This is a genomic window from Lactobacillus sp. LL6, from assembly GCF_007570935.1.
Taxonomy (GTDB): domain Bacteria; phylum Bacillota; class Bacilli; order Lactobacillales; family Lactobacillaceae; genus Lactobacillus.
This window is the reverse complement of the sequence record NZ_VLLR01000001.1, coordinates 236,518-253,195: the sequence shown is the minus strand read 5'-3', so window position 1 is coordinate 253,195 and position 16,678 is coordinate 236,518. Positions and strand designations below refer to the sequence as shown.

Sequence of the window (16,678 nt, the reverse complement as noted above, 5' to 3'; positions counted from 1 at the left end):
AGAAAAAAACAGTCTTAAAAAATGGTAAACTAATAATGTAAGCCTTTTAATTTTCAAGAAAGAAGATAAAACATGGAAAAACAAATAAAACTTGATGGTGGAAGCCTATCAATTGACGTATTAAATGCAATTTTTGAAACTATTCCCCAGGAAATGGACGTCTTAGACGAAAATGATGTAGTTGTATGGTCATCAATGAATAAGGATCGTTTATTTAAACGTACCGAAAAAGATATTGGCAAAACTGTTTATGAAGTTCATCCAGGCCACAGTCAAAATCATGTAAAGGCTGTTTTAAAGCAAATGCATGATAATAAAAGAAAAAATCTTTCAATTATGATCCATAAGAATGGCATCCCTGTTAATATTTCTTTTTATAGTCTCCATAATAAGCAAGGCAAATATATCGGCTGCATTGAAGTAACTCAGCCGGTAGAGAATTTACAAGTCAGCGGCAGTAAGCTGCGCAATATTTTAAATATTATTAAAAAGCATTAATTTTGCTCTATATTTTTCATTTTTAAGATGAAAAGCTTATACTAGCTTTAGTTTTTAAAAATCGAGGCAATATTTATGAAAAGAAAATTCAAATTATTTACTGAATTATTTTTAGGTTTAATTTTAATATTAATACTTTCAGCTTGTTCCACTTCTAAATCAAAAACAAGCGCTCTACCTAAAGCTCAAACTATATTATCCACTGCTCAAAACACTAACTTAAATTCTTTGCAAGCAACTTGGGCTCAAACTAATTCCAACAAGCAAACAGAACAAAAAGCTCTAGTTAAATATACTAAAAAGCCATTAATAATGTATGTGGATTTTTCTACCCCATCTAATCGGTATAAAATGTGGATCAATAATAAAACTAACTATATCCAAATGCATGGTACGGCTACTAATAAATGGTTTAAAACTAAACTTACTGATGCGTCTTCATATAGTCAATTAGCTGATAGTATCGCTAAAAATGCTTTGCTTAATTTTGACGATTCAACTGCCAAACTATTTAAAGTCAAAAAAACGACTAGCGGTTATTCTCTAACTTATAAAGGGTCAAATAAAGAAATTTGGAATATAATTAAACAAAATTCTAGTCTAACTTCTACAATTGGAGTAGACTTTTCTAGCGCAAAACCAATCAACAGTACAATAACTATCAATACAGATAAAAATTATAAATTAACTAACTTAGCAGTTTCAGCCAAATACAAAATTCAAAACAAAATCAAAACACTATCAATGAATGTGGATAAAATTAATAAATTAGGTAAATTGAAAGTTCCATCTTCAATAACTAAAAATGCAGTAAACTTAGAAAAAACTAAATAATTTTTGAAAAAGTCACTATCTTTAATAAAGAAAGCGACTTTTTAAGTTACAATATAAGTGTAAATAATAAGGAAAAGAGAAAGTAGAATCAAATGAAATTCAAGAAAATTTTTATTGCAATTAGCTTAGGAGCAGCTTTAGTATTAGGTGGCTGTTCACAACAAAAAAAGGCAGCAGAGCCTATTTTAACTAAAAATCAGGTCATCAAAAAGACACAACAAACTTTCAAAAGTGGACAAATCATTCAATCTATTCGCTTATCTACCGATACATCAAGTCAATTGGTATCGGCAAATGCCAGTTTTGGTGGAGAGCCAACTATTTTTCATATTAACAATGAAACCAGTAGCAAAGGTAAAACCCAAAATACTGAAGAATGGGTCAATGCTAATAATGTGTACTTAAATGGCCGAAGCACATGGTACAAGACTAATTTTGAAAAGCTTAGCGGTCACTCTTATGCAGAGCTTTTAGATGCTGTAATAAATAATCAAACAATGATGAATCCTGATGATAAATTATTAAAAGCTTTTAAAATGACTCGAAAGAAAAATACTTATACTTTAACTGCAACTATTAAAGACAAATCTATTATGAAAGATGCTGCAGATCCTATTTTTTCAACAACTGCTCAAAGTGCTGAACAAGAAAAAGTGTTCCGCAGAATTCAAAAATACGGCAAATATCAAGATATGACAGTTAAAGCAGTAGTCAAAAACAAAAAACTTACATCATATAATTTATTTATTAATATGAAACTTGGAAAACTAATGAAAGTTCGTTTAGGTCAAAGTTATGGTAACTTTGGTAACCATGACTTCTTAAAACTTCCAGATAGTGCTCTCAATGCTAAGCCACTACCTAAGTCAAGTACAAAATCTAAGTAAGGAGATTTTTATGAAATTAGGAATTATTGGCAGCGGAAAAATCGTTCACGATTTTTTAACAACTGCAGACAAAATTGATGGATTATATTTAACAGCTATTTCTACAACTAAACGCAGTCAAGCAATTGGCAAAGAACTTGCCGAAAAATATCATATCTCAAAAACTTATACATCTAATCGTGAACTTTTGAATGATACAGATGTTGATACAGTTTATGTAGCAGTTCCTAATTCTTTGCACTATATTATTGCTAAACAAGCTTTAGAGGCGGGAAAGAATGTTATTTGTGAAAAACCTTTTGTTTCAACAACTACTGAAGCTCGAGAATTGAAAGAAATTGCTGATGCCAAAGATTTAATAATTGTTGAAGCAATAACAAATATTCACTTAGAAAACTTTAAACATATTAAAAAAGACCTTAAAAAAATTGCACCAGTTCATATTTTATCTTTGAACTACACTCAATACTCTAGTCGCTATGACGACTTTTTAGAAGGAAAAATTGCACCTGTTTTTGATCCTAAAAAAGATGGCGGAGCTTTAAAAGATTTAAATATCTACAACATTCATTTAGCCGTAGGATTATTTAAAAATCCAAAAATAGTTCAATATTATCCAAATATGCAGCGTGGTATTGATACCTCAGGAATTCTCAATTTAGCTTATCAAGGTATGCAAGCTAGCTTAATTGCTGCTAAGGACTCTTATGCTTCACCTCGCTTATTTATTGAAGGAGAAAAGGGAACTATCTTTTTTAATGGCTCCCCTGGTGAATTAAACAGCTACAATTTAGAGCTTCGCGGTCAAAAAACTGAAAAATTTAACTTTAATACTTACAATCATAGGATGGCTAGCGAATTTAATGATTTCGTTAAAACTATCGATAGTCATAATACTAAACAAGCAGATGAATGGTTTGAACATAGTTTGCAAGTGCTAGACGTTTTATCTGCAGCCAAACGTTCATATTAAAACACAAAAAATCTCGCTATTATAAAGTAGCGAGATTTTTTATTATCTAGTTAATAACCTTCTTACTCGGTCAACACTATTAAATTGTCCTGAGTAAATAATTTCATCATCTTTTTCAATCACTGTTGAACCATGTGGCGATAACCACTGACCATTGCGTCTAATTCGACTAACAGTAATCGAATCAATGAAATCTAAATCTTTTAACTCTTTTCCAATATAACGTGGATTTTTGACAGTTGCTGAATACAAAATGTTCTTAGTATCAGTAATAATTTGGTAAACACCAGGTGATTCAATAAGTGCTCTCATTAGAGCAGATCTAATATTGATGAAGTTAAAGATTTCAATATTATCTTTAACTAATTCTTCCACCGTTTCTGCATCCGGTTGTCTTAAACGAACAATAATTCGCTTAGGAATTTGGCTAGCTTTAGCTAATTTAGCTAATTTTAAATTAACCTCATCACTATGATTTGCAGCAACAAATATATCTCCATCAAACGCACCAACATCTTCGAGAGTTTTTTGGCTTAAATCTTTAATTAAAGTTAGATTTTCAGCCCGACTCTTATAAGTATTATACTTTTCTTGATCATCTGTAAACATAGTTACTGAATACCAATTATCGTGTAAGTCATGAGCTACCGGTACGGTTAAAGTATTTGCCCCCATAATTACTACACGCTGCTTAATTCTATCTTCTGGTGAAAGCTTAAACAATGAATTAAATACAATTGGACTAACAATGCAAACCACAACCGCAGCTAAAATAAAAGCATCTGATTGAGTAGAAGTTATTGCATGAAGTTTTTGTGCAACTTGCAAAGTTGGAAGAACAATCGTAATTGTTGTAGCTGTCAAAAAACCACCAGCAAAAGCATTACGCTTGTCAAATTTCCTCATAAATACTGCTACAACTGGAGCTTTAGCAATAAATAAGAATAAAATCAAAATTGGTAATAGCATCAAAGCATTAGGATTAGTGAAAAGCGATTTAAGATTTAACCTTACTCCAGTCATAATGAAAAAAATCGGAATAAAGAAACCATATCCAATCGAAGTCAGTTTATCCTTAGTTGACTCACTAGGCTCTAAAAGTTTCATTACCATCCCGGCCAAAAACGCACCCAGAATGTTTTCAGCTCCTACACGTTCTGCAACTGTAACTAATGCAAAAATCAAGAAAAAGGCTAATCGAATATCTAATTGAGTTGTTGACTTAGTTACTTTTACAAACCACAGATAAGGCTGTTTAAAACGACGCAACAAGAAGATAGCTGCTACAAAAAGTAAGATAATCAGCCACAATTGCCCTGCATTTCCCCCATGCACTGAAGCATAAATGGTCAATAATAAAAGCGGAATAACTTCTCCCATAACTGCAGTCAAAAGAATTGTCTGTCCAATTGGACGACCCAAAATCTCCTTTTCCTTTAAAGTAGCAATTACTACTCCTAAAGCTACAGTCATAAAGATAATACTTGCCAGCATTACTTCACTAAATAGACCAATCAACTTCAAAATAAAAGCTAAAACTATTGCACTTAGTGCTACACCAAAAAATGCAATCGCTGCGGTTTTTAATGGATCTACCATTTTACCAGCATGAGACTTTCCTTTAGGATTATTTTTTCTACTTAACAATTCAAAATCAATTTCCATCCCTGATAAAAACATCAAAAGGATTACTCCAAGATTCGATAAAAAAGTTAAATCATGAGTTGTAGAAATCAAATTAAAACCACTTGATCCCATAATAATTCCAACAATAATTTCAGCAACTGCTGTCGGCACATTGTTAACTTTAAATCGTGCCATAAAAATTGGAATCACTAAGGCTAATAATACGACTATGAATAATGATAATTGTTCCAAATTTACAAACCCCCTTTTTGTTCTAATTATTGTACAAAAAATACGCTTATTCCTAAAGAGAAAAAGCGTATTTTCTTAATTTAGAAGTTACCAGCTTTTACAAATTGTGTTGCACTGATTGCATAATACTTGATTCCTTGAATAGTTACTTTAGAACCATAAGTTTTGACAGAATTGCTTTTTAGCAACTTAGCGCTGCCAACTCTTACCCCGACTGTATCATAAACATAAGCATTCTTTTTTAATTCACGGTCGACACCCTCAACATTAGAACTATTAACATAAGAATCTTTACCAATCTGAAGATACTTTTTACCTTTAATTTCTTTTTCACCAGTTACATTGACAGCGACTCCAGCTTTTTTTAAGCCCTTACTACGTTTGCCTTTTTCATTATAAACATAAGAATCATGCATTAAAGTCTTAGTTTCAGTAGATGGCGCTTGAGCAACTGGAGTTTTAGAAGTAGTTGGAGCTGCGGTTTTTTGAGCAGTTGAATTGCTTGCTTGTAAGTCATAATAATACTTAATCAAATCAAAAAATTGATCCATAGAATAACCCCATGTAGCAAAATATCCATCTGGATCTCCATGGTCTGTTCCTCCTAAAAATTTTGATACAGCTAAGTGTGACCAAACTGTTCCATTGCCATCATGAGTTGCATTAGTTGGAGTTAAATCATAACGGTGCAAGATTTTAGCTGCATAAATAGCATCATTATTGATACTTTTAGCAAAGTCATTACGATCTGTTTCTTCACAAAGTTCAATTTGAACAAAGCGATTATTCGCCATCGGACCTGCTCCCCATGCACCATAATCAGGTGTCATCATTTGAATGGTACCATCTTTATCCACAAAAGCATGAACATAAGCATACATATTCATCCATTCACGGTTAAAATAGATAGCTTCATCATGAGCAGTGGCACCAGGAGTGGCAGTTTCATGAATCACTACACCATCTGGCTTACCATTATTTTTATATTTAATTGGATTTTTTTCATAAAACTTATTGTACTTAATATTCTCTGTTTTAAGCATCTTATAGAGGTAAGTCGTTCCTCCATAACTAAACTCTTTAGCAGTAGAGTTAAGATCTGCAGCTTGAGACTTAGCACTGACTGAGAGACTTCCTGCAGCCACAGCTAAGCCTAACGCTGTAATCGCCCATTTTTTTAGTCTCATTTAATTTTCTCCATTCCCAATTGAAAAAATTAATTTTTGGCAAAGTTGGCATGCTTGATGTATTCACGAATACCTACTTTGTAATACTTTTGACCATTAATAGTTACTGCACTACCGTAAGTTGCAACAGATTGATTCTTTTTGTACTTAAGATTATTATCGCGATTGCCATATTCATTATAAACATATGAATTATGCTTCAAAATGCGGGACGTTCCGTCAATATTGCCAGCTGCGATATATTGATTTTCACCAACACGGTAATATTTCTTACCTTTAATAGTTTCTTGACCATAAGTTGGGATAACGTTATCTGCCTTAAGCATTTTAATATTACGGATTCTTTGGCCCTTTGAATCATAAACATAAGCGTTGTGCATTAAGTTCTTACTTACTTTAACACTTGCACTTTTTGGTGCTTGAGAAACAGCTATTGCTGGTTGTTCACTATTATTTTCGAATAAAGTACTGTTTACCCAACCTTTTCCTGCAATATGCATCCGCTTTGAACCGTTGTAATAAGTAATGGTTTTATCTACTGTTACGGTTTGACCTTTTGATACAGAACCTGACTTAGCAGAAATGGCATGGTCAGTTGGCCAAGCATATGTCGCACCTGACTTTGCAACAGTATATGACTTAGCTTGAGTAGAAATTTGTGGATCATATTTGGTTAAATCGTATGTTGTAATATGATTATTTAATGAAATATTGTAGCGATGATCAGTAGCATAAGTTCCAGTAAGTGCTTTAGTTGCGGCAGCATATGTTGATGCGTTTTCAAGCCAAGCACCTTTGTAGCGATCTGGTTGCCAAGTCACACCTAGACGTAACTTCTTACCATTATCATCAAAAGAACCTTCATATGAGGTATATTTTCTAAAAGCAGCATTAATATAATAGCTCTTGCCACTAGAATTTTCTTCGCGAGTATTAGCAATATAAGTGGCACCATCCCAACCATCATTTGCTTTCATTCCGAATAAATTATTTGCTTCAGTTGCTAGTTTTGATTGACCCCAGCCTGATTCAACAATCGCTTGTGCAATCATCACTGATGGATATACACCATAAGTCTTGGCTGCTTTTTGAGCTTGTTTAGCAGCCTTATTTAAAAATGCTTCTTCAACATCGGTTGCAGCTTCTGCTTTTTGAGTGTTGGCATTTTTTACAAATGGTAAATTATTAATAGCAGGCATAGCTGCGGTTAAAAGAGTAGCAGTAGCTACTCCTGCGATAAATTTGGTCTTCATGAATAGTAAAAATCCTCCTTATGATATTACTTATTTTATAAGGTTCAGCCCATTGTGACAACGATATTAATTAATTTGAAACAGAAATATAACAATCCTTGCTTTTTATCAAACTAAATAAGAGCAACCTGGAGTTGCTCTTACTATTAAAGTACGCGCTTTGCTACAGTTGGGTAATAATATGATGTTAATGTTTGCAAAATTACCCCTTGTTCTGGAGTTGCAGCATTCACGTATTGATTATTGCCAATATAAATTGCAACATGATATGGATTATTTACATCGCCCCAATAAATTAAATCACCTGCTTGAAGTTGGTCCATTGATACAGTTGTACCAACTTTCACTTGATCCCAAGTTGTTCTTGGCATATTAACTCCTGCAGCATGCGAATAAACATATTGGACAAGCCCTGAACAATCAAAGCCATCTTCACTAGCTCCTGACCATACATAAGGTTTACCAACTTCTTTTTTAGCTAAAGAAACTATAGCATCTGCACGGTTAGTAGTATTTGCTACTGGAGCTTGTGTTGCTGGCTTTGACTGTGCTGTATTTTTAACAGCAGCCTTCACTATTTTTTTAGCAACATTTACCTTTTTAACTTTATCAATTGTTTTCTTTATTACAGAATTAGTATTTTTTGCTGAATCTGCTTTTTTAATAGTTACAGTATTTTTTTCATTTTTAGAAAAAATTTGCGGTGTTTTTTGAGCATTTACTTTTTTAACTTCTGTTTTTACCGCTGTTTTCTTTTTTGGGTGTTTAGCCACATCATTTTCAACATCTATTGTATATCTTGCTGGAATCCATTCACGAGTTCCGACTTTATACCATAAGTTTCCTTGTTTATCTAATGCAGTCTTAGCCACATTCCATACCGTTCCATCTTTTGCACGAAAACCCATAAATTGACCATTATTATAGCTAGTCCAAATCCTCACACCCTTGCCAGGTAGATAATGGATTTTCACACGCTTTAATGCCACAAAGCTCGAAGCTGAAACAGTCTTAAATGAGCTTACCGTACTAATACCGGTCAAAGTTAAAGCAGCGGCAGCTCCTATTTTAAATAATTTGTGTTGTGTCATTCTTCAATCCCCTTTGGTAGCGAAAAGTTAAGCAAATTACGCTAATTATTTCTGACTATACATATCTATTGTAACGGGTGAATTGTTACAATTGTGTTACAAAGCCTAATAACTTAAATTATTTTTAGCTTTATATTTAGTTATTTTGTAGATAACACTTAAACCTAAAAATCGTGCAACAAAAAAGTGATATTTTTAAAGTTTTTCTTCAAAAATACCACTTAATTTTTATAAATTTATTATTCATTAATTAAGCACACGACGTGCAGCTGATGGATAGAAATATGAACTCAAGGTTTGTTTAATCACACCTTGTGAAGGAGTTGCAGCGTGGATATATTGATTATTGCCAACATAAATGCCCACATGATATGGAGAATTAGTTGAACCCCAGAATAAAAGATCGCCTGGTTTTAAGTTTCTTAACGAAACGCTCTTACCTTGATTTACTTGAGAATAAGTTGTACGGCTGATATCAACACCGGTAGCCTTTTTATATACGTATTGAGCAAGTCCTGAACAGTCAAAACCTTTTGGTGTAGTTCCTCCCCATACGTAACTTTTACCGACTTGCTCATTTGCTAAAGAAACAACGGCTGATGCATCTCCAGTAGATTGAGTCGCAGTTTCTTGCTTATCGGTGGCAGTTGGTGCTTGACTAACTGCGGGAGTTACCTTCTTTGCTTTCTTTACTTTCTTTGCTTTAATATTTTTAGCAGCAACGGAATTAACATTTACAGTATACTTAGCTAAAATCCATTGATTTTCGCCAATAGAGTACCAAGTACGACCCTTTTTATCAATTTGTGTATCTAAAACTTGGTAAGTAGTACCATGAGCAGCACGTACTCCGGTAAAATGACCATGGTTAAAGTTATCCCAAATATTAATTCCATAGCCAGGTACGTAATTAATCTTAACAGACATTGTAGCAGCCTGAACATGACCAGATTGCGCACTAACTTCATGAACTGCTGTAACACCAGTCACAGCTAAAGTAGCTGCAGCTGCAGCCTTTACAAACTTATTATTAAATTTCAAAATTCAAATCTCCTTAATTCCTGTATTGGCAAAAATACATCTAAACTACAGGTATCTTTATACTTTCTTAATTATTCACAATGTCTATAGTACCCTTGTAATGTTACATAATTGTTACAAAAATAATACACAAAATAAAAAACGTCTAAAGCTATTACTTTAGACGCTTATTTCGTTATTTAGAACGAGAATTAATTTGTTTTAATTATAAAACTCGCTTAGCTGCTGATGGGTAGAAGTAGCCAGACAATGCTTGCTTACGAACACCTTGTGAAGGAGTTGCAGCGTGAACATATTGGCCATTGCCTACATAAATACCAACGTGGTATGGAGCACTTGCAGAACCCCAGAACAAAAGGTCACCCTTCTTTAAGTGGCTTAATGAAACACGCTTACCAACATTAACTTGTGCGTAAGTAGTACGTGGAAGAACTTTCTTACCGGCTTGCTTGTATACGTATTGTACTAAACCTGAACAGTCAAATGCGTATGGTCCAGTAGCACCGTATACATAGCTCTTACCAACTTGCTTTTTAGCAAGCTTAACAACTGCGTTTAACTTTTTAGTCTTTGCTGAAGTTTTCTTTTTTGGTGTTTGAACTGCTGCAGCAGTATTAGAAACACTAGCGGCAGTATTTGCACTTGCATCAGTAGTATCAGCGCTAACCGGAACATTGATTACTGAAATACCAGTAAAGAACACTGATAAAACTGCTGTAAACTTAACTAAACTAGACTTAAACTTCAAAATTAATTCTCTCCCTAAAATTATGTAATATTTTTTATTTGCTATTTAAAAAATTTGAATGAAATCTTATTCATTTCTTAAATCATTCAACGATTAATATGATACCTTTCAAATGTTACATAATTGTGTCAAAAAAACTACCATACCGTTAAGAAAACAAAAATTCAGCAATTAAATCTGTAAAAAAGATAATTTATGCGCTTTCAATTTTAGAAATTATCAAATCTAACTTTTCTTCCGTATCATTCCAAACATCATTGTAAAGAATATGCGCATCCTGTTTTAAAGAATTGGGTAATGGATTTAATTCGCTTCCGCTTAAGCGCTCCCTAACCATTTCCACAGTATCCCCACGTCTAATTAATCGTTCTTTTAGTTCATCAATGTTTGAAGCTGTAACATATAAAAAATATGCTTGTCCTTTTAATTGTGTTAAATATGATTTAATTCCCTGAATATCTACAATTAAAGAAACAATATCATGGTCTTTCCATGCATTTTCTAAAGCTTCTTTACTAGACCCATATTTAAATTTGCCATACTTTACATGTTCAAAAAAATGCAATTTATTAAAGCTTTCGTCAGTTTCAAAATAGTAGCTTTTATCTGCTACTTCTCCTTCTCTCATAGGTCGAGTTGTATGGGTAATCACACGTGGAATGCCATACTTTCTAGTTAAATATTCTGAAATTGTCGTCTTACCAGCCCCACTTGGTCCAGCAATCAAAATAATTTTCTTCATCAAACAGTGCCACTTTCCTTGCAAACTTTTCATTTCCGTAATAATATTTTACTATTGTAATCGAAAAGGTGGAAAGGAGCAAAATTCCTTATGAAAAAATCAGATGTAAAAGTTGGAGCACTTGTGGGAGCGAAATCAGAAGAAGAACTTAAAAAGCCTTTTATTGGTAAAGTTGAAAAAATCTATGAAAATTCAGCACTTCTTGCAATCACTTCCTATGATCCAGTTGATGAAACTGCTATTAGTGATTTAAATAATAAGATTGTAGTAAACTTTAAGAACCTTAAAAGTGCACGCAGTCTTAAAAACTCTAAAACTGCTAAAGCTAATGAAGTTAAAGTTGAAAAAATCAAGAAACCCGTTGCCAAAAAAGAAGATAATGAATAATTTTCTTTTCTGGAGCAGAGAAAATCTTTCTCTGCTCTTTTTTTCTGTCTTATTTTTTCCTAAAATGAAATGAGCAAACTACAAGGAGAAAAATATGAAAGAAAAAACAAAAAAAGTTCTATTTTGGTTTATTCTCATTCAGCCATTTCTTGATCTTTATTGGTTCTATAATGGAAAACTTGCCGAAATATTGCCTTTCACTTTACCCACAATTATCCGTATTTTAGCCGTATTTGTAATATTTTGCATGTTTTTTAGTCAAAAACAAAATTGGCAAAAACTCGGACATGACAAGTGGCAACTAGCATATTTTGCTTTATTAATTATTTATTCGGCTCTTCATCTACTTCATGTAAAAAACTTTCACAGTATTAACCCCTCTGACTATAATTATTCTACAATCAGTGAAGTTTTTTATTTGATTAGAATGTTGTTGCCTTTACTAGTAATATTTTTTACATCTGAACTAAATTTTACTAGAAATGATTTTCGCAAAGTGATTGCTGGAATTTCGGGTCTTTTTTCATCTACCATTGTAATTTCCAATCTTTTTATTATTTCGCTTAAATCTTATGAGACCGGATTTATTAACTCTAATATCTTTATGTGGTTCTTTAATCCTAATATTGGTTATTCACATATGGCTTCAAAAGGCTTCTTTAACTTTGCTAACATGGTCAGCGCTGTCTTATTTATGCTTGTTCCACTTATGTTTTATTTTATGTTTACGAGCTTTAATTGGAAAATCGTAACTTTAAATATTATTCAAGCTCTAGCTATGATTGAACTTGGAACTAAAGTAGCAGCAATTGGACTTGTTGGTGGAATTATTATCAGTATTTTAGTTTATTTTATTCATCTTTTCTTATTTAAAAATACTTCTAAAAATACTAAAGCAATAATTGCCACAATTATAATTGAAATCGGTAGTTTAGCAATTCTACCATTTGGACCTGCAATTCAACGTTACAATTATGAAATTTATTTAGCTCATCAATCTGACCATAATTTAACTGCTACTAATCAAAAATTAAATAACGGTCTCAAGAAATATAAAGGCAAAAAACGTGAACAATTTTTACGTGAATTTATCAAAGATAACTACCAAGAATATGCATTGAATAAAAAATTCGTATTTAAGAGCTATCCTTATCAATACAATCCAGAATTTTGGTTAAAAATCATGAAAAAACCTGGTGAAACTCGAATGCAAAATCGCTATGTTGAACGAGCAATGCTAGATCAAGTTAAAAATTACAATAATAACAAACTAGATAAATTTTTAGGAATTTCATACACTCGGGAAACGAATATTTTCAATTTAGAGCGCGATTTTACTTCGCAGGTCTATTCCCTTGGCTGGGTTGGTATGCTCTTGTTTATCGGCCCATATGTAGCAATTCTACTATATGGAATTTATAAATGGATTAAAAACAAAAAAGCAAGAACCTATTTGGTCAGTTCTATGCTTTCATCAATTATTTTTATGCTTTTTGCAGCATATTATTCCGGAAATGTAATGGACTTTTTAACTGCAAGTTTTATTTTAGCATTTGTTGAAGGAAGCTTATTAACGCAAGTCAACAATAAAAAGAACAAGGTCTAGGCCTTGTTCTTTTTCGATTTTATCTTATTTTTCAGCTTGCTTAATAAAGCTCTGATCTGGAATTCTAATTAAATAATATCTTGTTGCAATTCTACCAGCATGAAGTCCAATTCCATTTTGCCAAGTTTGCTTATATCTTGCCGTATAAACAGCTACATAGGCTCTTTGATATTTTTTATCCATTTCTTTAAGTTCTTTTAATTCATACGGAATCTTTTCTGCGCTTACATTTAAAGGACTATTTCCATAAGCAACTGAAGCATAATCACTGCCTACAGTTACCTTAGTTCCTGCACGATAGTAAGTATATGTTTGCGAACCAAACTTTTTCTTAGCAGAATTAATCGTTACATAGCTAGAGTTTCCTACTCCTGTATTCATCACAAGTGGTTCATATTTAACACTTGAAGTAATACGACTTGCATCATCTAAGTTAGGATTATCCATTGCAGATTGATTAAACATCCATCCAGTTGCAATAATTAAAATTATTACTTCTATAATATCAATCGTAAAATTCGGCCAGCTAAAACGCTTATGCTGCTTTATAATCATCTTAATTCGACGTTTGCGAATATTTTGTACAACAAAAACTAAATAAAGTAATATAATAACCCATAAAAGGATTCCGAGTAAGTTCCAGCTAATCATAAAATAGCCCTCCTAGATATTTTATATTATATTGTTTTTTACTTCACTTAACAATTGAAACCTTACCTATTAAGTGGGAAAATAAACTTGTAATAGTTTAGTTATAGGAAAGTTTTTTATGGTAGCAGTAGCATTTTATTCAATAACTGGGCAGACCAAAAAGTTCGTAGTAAAAACTGGTCTTGAAGCCCATGAAATTGACGATGCGTGGCCACAATATGAGATGGGAGAAAAGTATGTTTTAATAACTCCATCTTATCAAGATTTTATGATGGACTCGCTGGTTGATTTTTTAAATTATAAAGACAATAAGAAAAATTTAGTTGGTATTATTGGTTGCGGTAACCGTAACTTCAATGACCTTTTTGCTCAAACAGCAAAGAAGTTATCCGTTACACTAAAAGTTCCAATACTTTATTTATTGGAATTTAGTGGTACTGACAAAGATGTTAAAAGCGTAAAACGGATCATTAAGGATCTTTCTAAGGGTCAAAGTACGAAAGAGGTACAAAAACCTAAAGAATTACGTGGAAATATTAGCTTTTTAAGTGACTATAGGTAATATGAGTAAAAAATATACAACAATTAATTGGAATAAAATAGAAAACCGAGTCGATTATTCAGCTTGGTCCAGATTAAATGATTTTATTTGGGAACCTGAACGAATTCCAGTTATAAAAGATAAAAAAGAATTTTTACAGCTGGACCCTAAAGTTCAAGATATTTTCTTAAAATCATTTTCTGCTTTAGCTTTTATTTCAAGTATGCAAGTTAAACTTGGAAATGATATCGTTAAGAAGGATTCATCAACCCAAATTGAATATTCAGTCTTCAATGCATTGAGTTATCTTGAATCAATTGCTAACAAAGGCTACAGTAATGTAGTTCAGAATTTAGCAGATCCTCTAAAAATCAATAACTATATGGAATGGGCTGAAAATTCTGATATTTTGCAAGATATTGCAACTTTAATTGGAGATGTCTATTTAAAGGGCAGCATTTTACAAAAGAAAATCGTTCTTTCATTTGTAGAAATGTCAGTTTATCATGCAGATTATTATGCACCTTTGTTTATTTTTGGTGATGGTAAACTAACTCGCACAGCAGAAATAGCTAAGCTTGCAATTCGCACTACATCCTTTAATGCCATGTATCCAGGAGTCAAATTCCGGGCAGAATGGGATAAGCTATCTAAAGAAGAACAAGAAGATGTTAAAGTTTGGATTGATACTTTTGTAGCTGATTTAGATGAATTAGTAGAAAAACATATAAACGAATTGTATTCTAATACTAATTTCGGTGATGGTGCCAAGCACTATTTCCGTTACACCATCAATAAAAACTATATGAATCTTGGTTTTCCAACTCCATATCCAGATAGTGCTGAATCAATTAATCAAACAATTCAGCGAGGAATTATTAAAAATGCCGTATTTGAGGATTTCTTCTTCTATCAAAATGACAATACACTAATTCACTTCAAAGAAGAAAACTAAAATAATCACTGCTTGATTTTAAGCAGTGATTATTTTTTATTTCTTTTCAGTTTTTTCTGACTTTTTAGCTGTTTCTTTCTTTTCAGGTTTTTGGTATTCACGAATAACTTTAAGCTTTTCAATGATTGAATCAGTTAAAATATCAGCCATAGCATCTGGATCTGCTAGCAATTCTTTTTCTGTTGCTAATTGATCAATTCTAAATTTTGAAACATTTACATAATCCGAACGCGTTTCGAAATAAACATTTACATCATAATCAATTCCATCTTCAAAGAAATTAGAAATCTTCTTATAATTACTATATGGTAAATTAATAATATTGATTTCTAAGGCAAAAGTTGCTGGACGTTGCCCCGTTACTGCAAGTTGAGTCTGAATCAAGGAATTGTGTTTTAATGCAGCTACTGTTTCCTTAATCATCTTATCTGCGTATTCATGTAACTTCTTCTTTGATTTACTAATATCGCCATATTTTACAGTTTCCAAATCCTGTAAATAGTCTTCATTTTCAATTTTTTCGGTTAAGTCTTTTAAGTTAATTTTCAAAACAAATTTTCCTTTTTCAATTTATATTTTTTCTTTCAATTAAATATTAGCATTATAAGTTGAAAAGTAAAAAGAAATTATTTTCGACAAATTATAAAAATCATGGTTAAATACTTGCTATGGAAACACGAAGAGATTTACACAAAAATAAGCAAACAAATCGACTAGTAATTTTAGGCATCCCTTTAATCATCCTGCTTACTTTAATTGGATTAAATTTTTCAAAAATTCAAAGTCAATGGAATTGGCTAACAATGAAGCAAGAACAAAAATTAGATGTACCTGAAATAAAGCAATTACCTGATTTACCTAATGGCTGCGAAGTTACTTCACTTGCAATGCTGCTTAATTACTACAAAATTAATGTTTCAAAAGATACTCTAGCCAGTCAAATTAAGCATGTAGACTCTTACACACAAGACGGAAAAATGCGTGGCAATCCGCACGTAGGATTTGTTGGAGCGATGAGTGTACAGAATGCTGGTTGGTGTGTATACAATGAACCTTTATACAATTTAGCTCATAAATACACTAATCGGATTATAAACTATACCGGACATAATTTTATAGATGTTTTAAAGCTAGTTTCTGATAATCACCCTGTACTAATTATTACGACATTAAATTTTAACCAAGTTGATGATATGCAAACTTGGAATACTCCTCAAGGAAAAGTTAAAGTTACTCCTTCAAGCCATGCTTGCGTGATTACTGGATATAATAAAAAGACTAAAACAGTTTATGTTAATGATCCATATGGAACTAAGAATAAAGCTGTAAGTTGGACCAATATTGAAAAAAGTTATAATCAACAAGGAAAACAAGCTTTATATATAAGTTAAGATCAAGTGAAGACT

18 protein-coding genes are annotated in these 16,678 nt (G+C 32.2%); 9 read left to right on the top strand and 9 right to left on the bottom strand.

The genetic code is table 11. The features are described 5' to 3' along the window. Window positions 1–72: 72 nt before the first annotated feature. From FOD82_RS01215 to FOD82_RS01200, 4 genes are all read left to right on the top strand, one after another. The gene (locus tag FOD82_RS01215) at window positions 73–498 is read left to right on the top strand and encodes a PAS domain-containing protein (RefSeq protein WP_144354695.1); all 426 of its coding nucleotides are present in this window, start codon (window positions 73–75) and stop codon (window positions 496–498) included. A 75-nt stretch (window positions 499–573) separates the two neighbouring features. Then, on the top strand, window positions 574–1,332 hold the full coding sequence (locus tag FOD82_RS01210; RefSeq protein WP_144354694.1) for a hypothetical protein: 759 nt from the start codon (window positions 574–576) through the stop codon (window positions 1,330–1,332). Between the two features lie 92 nt (window positions 1,333–1,424). Continuing rightward, complete coding sequence (locus FOD82_RS01205; protein WP_144354693.1) at window positions 1,425–2,219, top strand: DUF6612 family protein; 795 nt, start codon at window positions 1,425–1,427, stop codon at window positions 2,217–2,219. Window positions 2,220–2,229: 10 nt separating this feature from the next. Next, a complete protein-coding gene (locus FOD82_RS01200; RefSeq protein WP_144354692.1) occupies window positions 2,230–3,192 on the top strand; it encodes a Gfo/Idh/MocA family oxidoreductase in 963 nt (320 codons plus the stop codon). 42 nt (window positions 3,193–3,234) lie between these two features. Here FOD82_RS01200 and FOD82_RS01195 read toward each other — a convergent pair whose 3' ends face one another. The 7 genes from FOD82_RS01195 to FOD82_RS01165 form a co-directional block, all read right to left on the bottom strand. Continuing rightward, window positions 3,235–5,070 (bottom strand): monovalent cation:proton antiporter family protein, encoded by a 1,836-nt coding sequence (locus tag FOD82_RS01195; RefSeq protein ID WP_144354691.1) that lies wholly within the window; start codon window positions 5,068–5,070, stop codon window positions 3,235–3,237. 80 nt (window positions 5,071–5,150) lie between these two features. After that, window positions 5,151–6,257 carry an SLAP domain-containing protein gene (locus FOD82_RS01190; protein WP_144354690.1) on the bottom strand — a complete coding sequence of 369 codons (1,107 nt, stop codon included), beginning with the start codon at window positions 6,255–6,257 and terminating at the stop codon, window positions 5,151–5,153. Window positions 6,258–6,286: 29 nt separating this feature from the next. Further along, window positions 6,287–7,510: an SLAP domain-containing protein gene (locus FOD82_RS01185; protein WP_144354689.1), complete on the bottom strand. Its 1,224-nt coding sequence runs from the start codon at window positions 7,508–7,510 to the stop codon at window positions 6,287–6,289. A 146-nt stretch (window positions 7,511–7,656) separates the two neighbouring features. Next, complete coding sequence (locus tag FOD82_RS01180; protein WP_144354688.1) at window positions 7,657–8,601, bottom strand: C40 family peptidase; 945 nt, start codon at window positions 8,599–8,601, stop codon at window positions 7,657–7,659. A 246-nt stretch (window positions 8,602–8,847) separates the two neighbouring features. Next, entirely contained in the window at window positions 8,848–9,642 is a 795-nt protein-coding gene (locus tag FOD82_RS01175; RefSeq protein ID WP_144354687.1) for a C40 family peptidase, read from the bottom strand. A 205-nt stretch (window positions 9,643–9,847) separates the two neighbouring features. Beyond that, window positions 9,848–10,390 carry a C40 family peptidase gene (locus FOD82_RS01170; RefSeq protein ID WP_144354686.1) on the bottom strand — a complete coding sequence of 181 codons (543 nt, stop codon included), beginning with the start codon at window positions 10,388–10,390 and terminating at the stop codon, window positions 9,848–9,850. Window positions 10,391–10,583: 193 nt separating this feature from the next. Continuing rightward, window positions 10,584–11,132 carry a guanylate kinase gene (locus FOD82_RS01165; protein ID WP_144354685.1) on the bottom strand — a complete coding sequence of 183 codons (549 nt, stop codon included), beginning with the start codon at window positions 11,130–11,132 and terminating at the stop codon, window positions 10,584–10,586. A 90-nt stretch (window positions 11,133–11,222) separates the two neighbouring features. Here FOD82_RS01165 and FOD82_RS01160 point away from each other — a divergent pair, with 90 nt between their 5' ends. Together FOD82_RS01160 and FOD82_RS01155 are read left to right on the top strand one after the other, a co-directional pair. Further along, window positions 11,223–11,519, top strand: a complete 297-nt coding sequence (locus tag FOD82_RS01160; RefSeq protein ID WP_144354684.1) for a DUF2187 domain-containing protein — start codon at window positions 11,223–11,225, stop codon at window positions 11,517–11,519. Between the two features lie 94 nt (window positions 11,520–11,613). Beyond that, window positions 11,614–13,125: an O-antigen ligase family protein gene (locus tag FOD82_RS01155; RefSeq protein ID WP_144354683.1), complete on the top strand. Its 1,512-nt coding sequence runs from the start codon at window positions 11,614–11,616 to the stop codon at window positions 13,123–13,125. A gap of 24 nt (window positions 13,126–13,149) precedes the next feature. Here FOD82_RS01155 and FOD82_RS01150 read toward each other — a convergent pair whose 3' ends face one another. Then, window positions 13,150–13,776, bottom strand: a complete 627-nt coding sequence (locus FOD82_RS01150) for an LVIS_2131 family protein (protein WP_144354682.1) — start codon at window positions 13,774–13,776, stop codon at window positions 13,150–13,152. A gap of 118 nt (window positions 13,777–13,894) precedes the next feature. Here FOD82_RS01150 and nrdI point away from each other — a divergent pair, with 118 nt between their 5' ends. Further along, on the top strand, window positions 13,895–14,338 hold the full coding sequence (gene nrdI, locus FOD82_RS01145) for a class Ib ribonucleoside-diphosphate reductase assembly flavoprotein NrdI (RefSeq protein WP_144354681.1): 444 nt from the start codon (window positions 13,895–13,897) through the stop codon (window positions 14,336–14,338). A gap of 1 nt (window position 14,339) precedes the next feature. Next, the gene (locus tag FOD82_RS01140) at window positions 14,340–15,272 is read left to right on the top strand and encodes a ribonucleotide-diphosphate reductase subunit beta (protein WP_144354680.1); all 933 of its coding nucleotides are present in this window, start codon (window positions 14,340–14,342) and stop codon (window positions 15,270–15,272) included. Window positions 15,273–15,308: 36 nt separating this feature from the next. Here the strand turns inward: FOD82_RS01140 and FOD82_RS01135 are convergent, their stop codons facing one another. After that, the gene (locus tag FOD82_RS01135; RefSeq protein ID WP_144354679.1) at window positions 15,309–15,821 is read right to left on the bottom strand and encodes a hypothetical protein; all 513 of its coding nucleotides are present in this window, start codon (window positions 15,819–15,821) and stop codon (window positions 15,309–15,311) included. A gap of 119 nt (window positions 15,822–15,940) precedes the next feature. On the opposite strand from FOD82_RS01135, the gene FOD82_RS01130 reads away from it, so the two are divergent. Continuing rightward, a complete protein-coding gene (locus FOD82_RS01130; protein WP_144354678.1) occupies window positions 15,941–16,663 on the top strand; it encodes a C39 family peptidase in 723 nt (240 codons plus the stop codon). The last annotated feature ends 15 nt before the right edge of the window (window positions 16,664–16,678 follow it).

Coding starts and splice junctions, on each gene's coding strand:
- FOD82_RS01185 (WP_144354689.1), bottom strand. CDS start 7,510: ATGAAGACCAAATTTATCGCAGGAGTAGCTACTGCTACTCTTTTAACC.
- FOD82_RS01190 (WP_144354690.1), bottom strand. CDS start 6,257: ATGAGACTAAAAAAATGGGCGATTACAGCGTTAGGCTTAGCTGTGGCT.
- FOD82_RS01140 (WP_144354680.1), top strand. CDS start 14,340: ATGAGTAAAAAATATACAACAATTAATTGGAATAAAATAGAAAACCGA.
- FOD82_RS01165 (WP_144354685.1), bottom strand. CDS start 11,132: ATGAAGAAAATTATTTTGATTGCTGGACCAAGTGGGGCTGGTAAGACG.
- FOD82_RS01155 (WP_144354683.1), top strand. CDS start 11,614: ATGAAAGAAAAAACAAAAAAAGTTCTATTTTGGTTTATTCTCATTCAG.
- FOD82_RS01210 (WP_144354694.1), top strand. CDS start 574: ATGAAAAGAAAATTCAAATTATTTACTGAATTATTTTTAGGTTTAATT.
- FOD82_RS01205 (WP_144354693.1), top strand. CDS start 1,425: ATGAAATTCAAGAAAATTTTTATTGCAATTAGCTTAGGAGCAGCTTTA.
- FOD82_RS01150 (WP_144354682.1), bottom strand. CDS start 13,776: ATGATTAGCTGGAACTTACTCGGAATCCTTTTATGGGTTATTATATTA.
- FOD82_RS01160 (WP_144354684.1), top strand. CDS start 11,223: ATGAAAAAATCAGATGTAAAAGTTGGAGCACTTGTGGGAGCGAAATCA.
- FOD82_RS01200 (WP_144354692.1), top strand. CDS start 2,230: ATGAAATTAGGAATTATTGGCAGCGGAAAAATCGTTCACGATTTTTTA.
- FOD82_RS01215 (WP_144354695.1), top strand. CDS start 73: ATGGAAAAACAAATAAAACTTGATGGTGGAAGCCTATCAATTGACGTA.
- FOD82_RS01180 (WP_144354688.1), bottom strand. CDS start 8,601: ATGACACAACACAAATTATTTAAAATAGGAGCTGCCGCTGCTTTAACT.
- FOD82_RS01130 (WP_144354678.1), top strand. CDS start 15,941: ATGGAAACACGAAGAGATTTACACAAAAATAAGCAAACAAATCGACTA.
- nrdI (WP_144354681.1), top strand. CDS start 13,895: ATGGTAGCAGTAGCATTTTATTCAATAACTGGGCAGACCAAAAAGTTC.